Origin of the sequence: Paraburkholderia sp., from assembly GCF_035656215.1 — a bacterium.
Classification (GTDB): Bacteria; Pseudomonadota; Gammaproteobacteria; order Burkholderiales; family Burkholderiaceae; genus Paraburkholderia.
The window spans coordinates 1-8,789 of the sequence record NZ_DASRSY010000403.1 but is presented as its reverse complement, the minus strand read 5'-3'; the positions used below and the strand labels follow the sequence as shown (position 1 = coordinate 8,789).

The 8,789-nt window shown below is 62.3% G+C and carries 7 protein-coding genes, 1 other RNA gene and 1 pseudogene; 7 read left to right on the top strand and 2 right to left on the bottom strand.

Going from position 1 to position 8,789, the window contains the following annotated elements:
* Both rho and trxA read right to left on the bottom strand, forming a co-directional pair.
* A partial coding sequence (gene rho, locus VFE81_RS23630; RefSeq protein WP_325046902.1) for a transcription termination factor Rho occupies positions 1 to 829 on the bottom strand: 829 nt, incomplete at its 3' end.
* A gap of 237 nt (positions 830 to 1,066) precedes the next feature.
* Positions 1,067 to 1,393 carry a thioredoxin TrxA gene (gene trxA, locus VFE81_RS23625; protein WP_054039468.1) on the bottom strand — a complete coding sequence of 109 codons (327 nt, stop codon included), beginning with the start codon at positions 1,391 to 1,393 and terminating at the stop codon, positions 1,067 to 1,069.
* Between the two features lie 442 nt (positions 1,394 to 1,835).
* On the opposite strand from trxA, the gene ffs reads away from it, so the two are divergent.
* The 7 genes and pseudogenes from ffs to VFE81_RS23590 form a co-directional block, all read left to right on the top strand.
* Positions 1,836 to 1,934: signal recognition particle sRNA small type (gene ffs / locus VFE81_RS23620), an RNA gene on the top strand.
* A gap of 206 nt (positions 1,935 to 2,140) precedes the next feature.
* The gene (dnaX, locus tag VFE81_RS23615; protein ID WP_325046901.1) at positions 2,141 to 4,873 is read left to right on the top strand and encodes a DNA polymerase III subunit gamma/tau; all 2,733 of its coding nucleotides are present in this window, start codon (positions 2,141 to 2,143) and stop codon (positions 4,871 to 4,873) included.
* Positions 4,874 to 4,935: 62 nt separating this feature from the next.
* Positions 4,936 to 5,262: a YbaB/EbfC family nucleoid-associated protein gene (locus VFE81_RS23610; RefSeq protein WP_007182071.1), complete on the top strand. Its 327-nt coding sequence runs from the start codon at positions 4,936 to 4,938 to the stop codon at positions 5,260 to 5,262.
* Between the two features lie 266 nt (positions 5,263 to 5,528).
* Positions 5,529 to 6,125 carry a recombination mediator RecR gene (gene recR / locus VFE81_RS23605; RefSeq protein WP_325046900.1) on the top strand — a complete coding sequence of 199 codons (597 nt, stop codon included), beginning with the start codon at positions 5,529 to 5,531 and terminating at the stop codon, positions 6,123 to 6,125.
* A 117-nt stretch (positions 6,126 to 6,242) separates the two neighbouring features.
* On the top strand, positions 6,243 to 7,469 hold the full coding sequence (locus tag VFE81_RS23600; protein WP_325046899.1) for a CaiB/BaiF CoA-transferase family protein: 1,227 nt from the start codon (positions 6,243 to 6,245) through the stop codon (positions 7,467 to 7,469).
* Positions 7,470 to 7,515: 46 nt separating this feature from the next.
* Positions 7,516 to 8,553: an ABC transporter substrate-binding protein gene (locus tag VFE81_RS23595; RefSeq protein ID WP_325046898.1), complete on the top strand. Its 1,038-nt coding sequence runs from the start codon at positions 7,516 to 7,518 to the stop codon at positions 8,551 to 8,553.
* 112 nt (positions 8,554 to 8,665) lie between these two features.
* Positions 8,666 to 8,789 (top strand): annotated as a pseudogene (locus VFE81_RS23590) (ABC transporter ATP-binding protein); the annotation flags it as partial.

The following is an 8,789-nucleotide window of genomic DNA, read 5'->3' as shown; positions in this document are numbered from 1 at the left end:
CGGTGTTGTATGCACGCGCGAGACGCGTGATCGAGTCGAGCAGAATCACCACGTCGTTCTTCATTTCGACGAGGCGTTTGGCTTTTTCGATCACCATTTCGGCGACTTGCACGTGACGCGCAGCCGGTTCGTCGAACGTGGAGGCGATCACTTCGCCGGCCACCGAACGCTGCATTTCGGTCACTTCTTCCGGGCGTTCGTCGATCAGCAGCACGAACAGCACGACATCGGGGTGATTCTGTTTGATCGCATGCGCGATGTGCTGCAGCATCACGGTCTTGCCGGACTTCGGCGAAGCAACCAGCAAGCCGCGCTGGCCCTTACCAATCGGCGCGATCATGTCGATGATGCGGCCCGTGACGTTTTCTTCGCCGCGCATTTCACGTTCGAGCAGCAGCACCTTGTTCGGGTGCAGCGGCGTCAGGTTTTCGAACATGATCTTATGCTTCGACGCTTCCGGCGGCTGGCCGTTGACCTTGTCCACCTTGACCAGCGCGAAATAGCGTTCACCGTCTTTCGGTGTACGCACTTCGCCTTCGATCGTGTCGCCCGTGTGCAGGTTGAAGCGGCGGATTTGCGACGGGCTGATGTAAATATCGTCCGTGCTGGCGAGATACGAGGTTTCCGGCGAGCGCAGGAAGCCGAAACCGTCCGGCAGCACTTCGAGCGTGCCGTCGCCGAAGATCGTGTCGCCCGCTTTGGCTCGTTTTTTTAGAATGGCAAACATCAATTCCTGCTTGCGCAGGCGGTTTGCACTTTCGATCTCGAGGCCATTGGCCATCTCGATCAATTCGGACACGTGCTGAGTCTTAAGCTCGGATAAATGCATACGGAGAACCCGCAGGAGAAGGTGCGACGAAATGAAATCTGGGAGGAGAGTGAGCGGAACCGCTCAAGGACTTACACGTCTTTTCGACGTTTCGCGGATTCTAGCATAGCACACGCCAATTTCCGCCAGTGCGACGGTATGGCATCTTTCTTTATTGAGCGTGTTGCCGGCTGACAACACGCCTAAGACAGCGCACCTGAAGGTCTCAAGGGCCTGGAGCGCGCCGATGCGAGCGCTTTACAGGTTGCCGTCGAGGAACGCGGTGAGTTGCGACTTCGACAGTGCGCCGACCTTCTGTGCGGCAACAGCGCCATTCTTGAAGAGGATCAGCGTGGGAATGCCGCGCACGCCGAACTTGACCGGCGTCGACTGATGCTCGTCGACGTTGATCTTGGCGATTTGCAGGCGATCGGCGTAATCCTTCGCGACTTCGTCGAGGATCGGCGCGATCATCTTGCACGGACCGCACCATTCAGCCCAGAAATCGAGCAGCACGGGTTTATCGGATTTCACGACGTCCTGTTCGAACGATGCGTCGCTAATATGCTTGATTGATTCGCTCATTGTATGAATACCTCTATCGGTTCGAGGCCCGCCTGAATTGCTCGCCACGATACGTCAAAATCTAGGGAAACTTCCGTTCGCTTTGCCGCAATCGGAGCGTTGCCGCTGTACGCCTGAAAAAGTCGAAAGACCATTTCCGGAATGCGCGGAAAGCTCGCGGTTGCGGGTCATCCGTATGGCAGTTTAGCTTAATTCGCTATGCGTTGCCGGTGGTGATAGTACTCATCAAGGGCAGGGGCCAATGGCTGCCGGTGAAGTGCCATTACGTTTTAACAACCGCGACGCAACCTGTCTGGTGGCTGGCAGCGCAAACTCAAGTACCCCGCACGCGTACTTCCGGGTGCTGCACTATATGAAGCGAAGCGCCTGATTCGGCGCGTCGATGTCGGTTTGGTCGTATTAACAGTCGCGCGACGGGCCAAGCGGTGATAGAATGTTTCGTGACGGGCCTCCTCGCATGGAGGGATGGTCAACCTGGTCAGGTCGGGAACGAAGCAGCCACAGCCGTTTTCCACCAGTGCCGAGGGTCAGGCTCGTCACCTTCCTTTTTTCTTGTTTTCCTCTGCTGCACCTTCCATCTCCTGTTTTAGCCAGGCGCTGCCACGCAGACACTGCATTGGCGTTTCTCGCGCACTTCATCTATTTTTTTCTATCGGTCCGTTAGCCTGTTTCAATGAAGCGGCAACACGCGTTCGCGCGCCATCTCGATTCGGTTTTGCGCGCCATCGTTACTGATACAATTTCCAGATGACCTATCAAGTTCTCGCACGCAAATGGCGGCCGAAGGATTTCGCTTCGCTCGTCGGACAGGAGCACGTGGTGCGCGCGCTCACGCACGCGCTCGACGGTGGCCGTCTGCATCATGCCTATCTGTTTACCGGCACCCGCGGCGTCGGTAAAACCACGCTGTCGCGCATCTTTGCCAAGGCGCTGAATTGCGAAACAGGTGTGACCTCCACGCCGTGCGGCGTGTGCCGTGCGTGCCGTGAGATCGATGAAGGCCGCTTTGTCGATTATGTCGAGATGGACGCGGCGAGTAACCGCGGCGTCGACGAAATGGCGGCACTCCTGGAGCGCGCGGTCTACGCCCCGGTCGATGCGCGTTTCAAGGTCTACATGATCGACGAAGTGCACATGCTGACCAACCACGCCTTCAACGCGATGTTGAAGACGCTGGAAGAGCCGCCTTCGCACGTCAAATTCATTCTTGCTACCACCGATCCGCAGAAGATTCCGGTCACGGTGCTGTCGCGTTGTCTGCAGTTCAATCTGAAGCAGATGCCGGCCGGGCACATCGTGTCGCACCTCGAGCACATTCTCGGTGAAGAGAAGGTGCCGTATGACGCTCAGGCATTGCGTCTGCTCGCGCGCGCGGCTGACGGCTCGATGCGCGACGCGCTGTCGCTGACCGATCAGGCGATCGCTTATTCGGCCAATCAGGTAAATGAAGAAGCCGTGCGCGGCATGCTCGGCGCGCTCGATCAAAGCTATCTGATCCGCCTGCTCGACGCGCTTGCCGATGGTGACGGCGCCGCCGTGCTGGCGGTCGCGGACGAGATGGCGTTGCGCAGCCTGTCGTTTTCGACGGCGTTGCAGGATCTGGCGAGCTTGTTGCACCGAATCGCGTGGGCGCAGTTCGCGCCTTCGTCGGTGTTGGACGAGTGGCCGGAAGCGGCTGATCTGCGTCGATTTGCAGAGGCGTTGAGCGCCGAGCAGGTACAACTGTTCTATCAGATCTCGACCATCGGCCGAAGCGAACTGGGTCTCGCGCCTGACGAATATGCCGGCTTCACGATGACGCTGTTGCGCATGCTGGCGTTCGAGCCGGCGCCCACCGGTGGCGGTGCGGCGGCTTCGGCGCGTCCGGTAGGGCCGGCGGGGGCGGATGGCGCTAAGCGCTCTGGCTCGCCAGCGGTGGCTGCGCCGCAGGCGGCAGCGTCGCGTGCGGTTGAAGCAGCCGCTCCCGTGCCGGTCCGCTCCGCAATTCCGGTGGCAGAAGTGAAGACTGCGATGCTGGATTCGCAGCACGTGGCGGCGGAGTCTGCTGGAAATGCGGACACGCCGAAGCCAGCTATTGGTGAAGCGCCGATTGTTTCCAGGTCTTTACCTGAATCATCGACCACTTTTGGCGAAGCGAGCGCGGCGCCTGCGCCCACGGCGGCTGATGTCATTGCCGCACCGGCTTTAGCGCCGTGGCAGGAAGAAGTGTCCGCCGAACCGATTCTGAGCGATCCGGCGCCTGCACCTACGAACACGAGCGCGCCCCAAGCAGCCCCGATGCCCGAAGCGATGTCCTCGGCACCGGCGGCCGAAGCGATCGCAGCAACAAAAGTAGCGGCTGTGCCGGCCTCGGCGCCGGCGACCGAAGCGGCCGCATCGATCGTAGCAACGAAAATAGCGGCTGCACCGGCCTTGGCACCGTGGGACGACGCGCCCACCGAGCCAGCCTGGAACGAAGCACCCGCTGCGGCCGCGCCTCAGGAATCGGCGCCCGCGTCTTCGCTCACGGCTCCTGCCGCAGCCGCACTCGCACGCATAGAAGAGGCCGTGCCCGCAACGGCATCCCAAGAGCCGCGGCCGGCAGCGGCCATCCCGCCGCGCCGTGCGGGTGGCGCGAGCGACGCACTCAACGTATTGCGCAGCGCGGGTCTGAAAGTGTCGTCTGACCGCGGCCGCGCCACGGCGGCAGCCGCGAGGCCCACTGTGGCCCCGGCCACGCCGAAGCCTGCCGCGCCCCGCGTTGTCGTCAATGTGCCGACGCCGGGCGCCTCGCGCCCGGCGCCACAACAGGATGCGGCACCTGCGGCGCGCGCGTCGTCGTCGCAGGATCAGCGCAACGGTTCGGAGCAGAACGGCTCGTCGAGCGCGCCGTGGGACGACATGCCGCCCGATGAATACATGCCGCTTACGGCAGCGGACGAAGGTTATTACGGCCTGCCGGATGACAACTACATGCCGATGTTCGACAGCGGACCCGACGACGTCCGCGTGAACGCCGCGCCTGCGTCGACCCCCGCGCCCGTGGTCGACAAGCGGCCGTTGCCGCCCGCGGTGCCGCTCGATCCGCTGGGTTTCCAGGGCGACTGGCCCGCGCTCGCCGTCGATCTGCCGCTCAAGGGCATTTCGTATCAGCTCGCGTTCAATAGCGAACTGATGGCACTCGAAGGCAACACGCTCAAGCTGAACGTGCCGGTGCCGCAGTACGCGGAAGCCTCGCAGGTCGCTAAACTGAAAGCCGCGCTCGCTGAAAAGCTCGGTCAGAACGTCGACGTGCTGGTCGAAGTCGGCCCGGCGCGCCGCACGGCAGCCGCGCACGACGCCGCCATGCGCGCCCAGCGCCAGCAGGCAGCGGAGCGCGAGATCGGCGCCGATCCGTTCGTGCAGTCGCTGATCCGCGAGTTCGGCGCGAGCATCGTGCCCGGTTCGATCCGTCCGATTACGCAGGACGCCGGCCCGAACGGCGCGCCGTCCGCTCACTGATTCGCCGCGCCTCGTGGCGCACCCGATTTCCGGATTTCACGCTATCAAGAAGGAGCATGTCCATGATGAAAGGCCAACTCGCCGGGCTGATGAAGCAGGCCCAGCAGATGCAGGAAAACATGAAGAAGATGCAGGAGCAGCTTGCATTGATCGAAGTCGAGGGACAGTCGGGCGCCGGTCTCGTCAAGGTGACGATGACCTGCAAGAACGACGTGCGCCGCGTATCGATCGATCCGAGCCTGCTTGCCGACGACAAGGACATGCTGGAAGACCTGGTCGCCGCGGCATTCAACGACGCCGTGCGCAAGGCCGAAGCCACTGCTCAGGAAAAGATGGGCGGCATGACCTCGGGTCTGCCGCTGCCGCCGGGCTTCAAGCTGCCGTTCTGAGCGGCCTCGCTGCAAGAAGGGGTTCACGCCGTTGCTTGACCGCGGCGTGAGTTGAATGCGCGAGCCGCGCCCGTTTCAATGCCCGCGCCAGATACACCAGTCCCAAGTTCGTGCAAGTTTGCATCAGGGCAGTTCAGTTCAGTTCGTTCGCCGAGCGTACCTGCCCGATTCGTTACCGAGCTAATAGAAGCAACCAGAAACAACCGCATCGCCACCCGCATACCGGGCCATACCGGGCAACACTCACTTCGACGCCGCCGATCCGCATGAAACAACCTTCCGCCTTGTCGGCGCTCGTCGAAGCGCTGCGCGTGCTGCCTGGCGTCGGGCCAAAGTCCGCGCAACGCATGGCGTACCACCTGATGCAGCACGATCGCGACGGCGCCGAAAAACTCGGCCGCTCGTTGCTGTTCGCGACTGAACATCTGCAGCACTGCGAGAAGTGCAACACCTTTACCGAAGCACAGATCTGTGAGGTCTGCCTCGATGAGGAGCGCGATCCGGCGTTGTTGTGCGTTGTCGAGACGCCCGCCGACCAGATCATGCTCGAACAGACGATGACCTATCGCGGCCTCTATTTCGTGCTGATGGGGCGGCTCAGTCCGCTCGACGGCATCGGCCCGAAGGAGATCCATTTCGACCGGCTGGTCAAGCGCGCGTTGGATGGCATCGTCAAGGAAGTCGTGCTCGCAACCAATTTCACGAATGAAGGTGAAGCCACCGCGCATTACCTCGGGCAGACGCTCAAGGCGCGCGGTCTTACCGTGACGCGCCTCGCGCGGGGCGTGCCGGTGGGCGGCGAACTCGAGTACGTCGACGCCGGCACGATCGCCCGTGCGATGCTCGACCGGCGCTCGATGTAGCCCGACGTAACGGAAAGCGCCGCGTCGCTGCGCCGGCAAGGCCAGAGCGAGCCGCGCGCGCCCGATCCGCAACGGCCGCGCGCAGTGCGACGGCAAGAACAGAACACAGAGGAACACATGAGCGTCACCCCAGACCCCAGCGCCACCCCTAAAGGCCCGCTTGCCGGCGTCAAGGTGCTCGAACTCGGCACGCTGATCGCCGGCCCGTTCGCCGCGCGCTTTCTCGGCGAGTTCGGTGCCGACGTTATCAAGATCGAGGATCCCAAAGGCGGCGATCCGCTGCGCAAATGGCGCAAGCTTTATCCGGAAGTCGGCGGCACGTCGCTCTGGTGGGCCGTTCAGGCACGCAACAAAAAATCCGTCACGATCAATCTGAAAGCCGAAGAGGGCAAGGAGATCGTGCGGCGCCTCGCGAAAGAGGCCGATATCGTCGTCGAGAATTTTCGGCCGGGGTTATTGGAGAAGCTCGGGCTCGGTTATGACGTTTTATCGGCGGAGAACCCGGGGCTCGTGATGGTGCGTCTGTCCGGCTATGGGCAGACCGGACCGTATCGCGACCGGCCAGGATTCGGCGCAATCGCGGAATCGATGGGCGGTCTGCGTCACATTACCGGCTATCCGGATTTGCCGCCGCCGCGCATCGGCATTTCGATCGGCGATTCGATTGCCGCGCTGCATGGCGTCATCGGCGCGTTGATGGCCTTGCATCACAAGCAGGTGAACGGTGGCAAAGGGCAGGTCGTCGACGTCGCGCTGTACGAGGCAGTCTTTAACATGATGGAGAGCGTGGTGCCGGAGTACGGCGTGTACGGCATGGTGCGCGAGCGTACCGGTGCGTCCTTGCCGGGCATCGTGCCGTCGAACACGTATCCTTGCCGCGACGGCAGCATTGTCATCGGCGGGAATAGCGACCCGATCTTCAAGCGCCTGATGATCGCTATCGAACGTGAAGACCTGGCGAACGATCCAGCTCTCGCGCACAACGACGGCCGCGTGCCGCGCACCCAGGAAATCGACGGCGCGATCGCTGCGTGGCTCACCACGCGCACCATCGACGAAGCGCTCGCCGTGCTGAACGCCGCCGACGTGCCGGTCGGCCGTATTTACAGCGTCGCGGACATGTTCACCGATCCGCAATACATGGCGCGCCAGATGATCCAGCGCTTCAAGTGGCAGGACGGTCAGGAAATCACGCTTCCGTCGGTGACGCCGAAACTCTCGGAAACCCCCGGCGAAACGCGCTGGTTAGGCCCGGAACTGGGTGAACATACCGATGAAGTCCTGCAATCGCTAGGTTATGATTCTGACCACATTGCAAGGTTGCACGCGCAACAGATTGTGTAGTTAAGCGCGCGGCAAAAAGACAACAAAAATCTGGAGACGACAGACCATGCAACGCAGAACCTTCCTCGCCGGTACCGCCGCGCTCGCGGGCGCCACGTTCGCCGCCACGCCGCTCGCTTTCGCGCAGGGCAAACCTGAAACCGCCAAGGTGGCGATCGCCGTCGGCGGCAAGAACCTGTTCTATTACTTGCCGCTCACGATTGCCGAGCGCCGCAATTACTTCAAGGACGAAGGGCTCGACGTCGAAATCTCGGATTTCGCCGGCGGCTCGCAAGCGCTGAAGGCGGCAGTCGGCGGCAGCGCGGATGTGGTCTCCGGCGCGTTCGAGCACACGTTGCTGCTGCAGGCGCAAAAGCAGTCGTTCCGCGAATTCGTGCTGCAAGGGCGCGCCCCGCAGATCGTGCTCGCGGTGTCGAAGAAAGCGATGCCGAATTACAAGTCGATCGCCGATCTGAAAGGCAAGAAAATTGGCGTGACGGCACCGGGTTCATCGACCTCGATCATGGCGAGTTTCGTGCTGGCGAAAGCCGGGCTGACCGCGAAAGACGTCGCGTTCATCGGCGTGGGCGCAGGTGCGGGCGCGATCGCGGCGCTGCAGTCCGGCCAGATCGATGCCATCGCCAATCTCGACCCGGTGATGACCAAGCTTGAGCGCACGGGCGAGATTCGCGTCGTATCGGACACGCGCACGCTTGCCGATACGCGCAGCGTGTTCGGCGGCGACATGCCGGCGGGTTGCCTGTACGCGTCGCAAAGCTTCATCACGAAGAATCCGAACACCACTCAGGCGCTGACCAATGCGATGGTGCGCGCGCTCAAATGGCTGCAAACGGCGACCGGCAGCGAGCTGATCAGCACGGTGCCGGAAGGCTATCTGCTCGGCGACCGCGCGGTGTATCTGGACGCGTGGCAGCACGTGAAGGAGGCAATGTCGCCGGATGGCCTGATGCCCGCCGATGGCCCGGCCACGTCGCTGAAGACCTTGCAGGCGTTCGATCCGGCCGTGCAGGGCAAGTCGATCGATCTGTCGAAGGCGTGGACCAACGACTTCGTCAAGAAAGCGCTGGCGACGGTCAAGGTCTGAGCGCCGTCAGTGTGGGGCCGAAGGCGGCACGTGCCGCCTTCGCCTCGATCACCGCCCACTGCTGTCATGACCACATGGCAATCCGAAACCGATTTTGGAAGCGAGTCGAACGATGACCGTTGCCGCTCTGGCGCTCGACAACATCACCTGCACGTTCGCTGCACGGGACAACCGCGCGCAGCGCTACACGGCGGTCAAGGACACGACCTTGCACATTGCACCGGGCGAATTCGTCT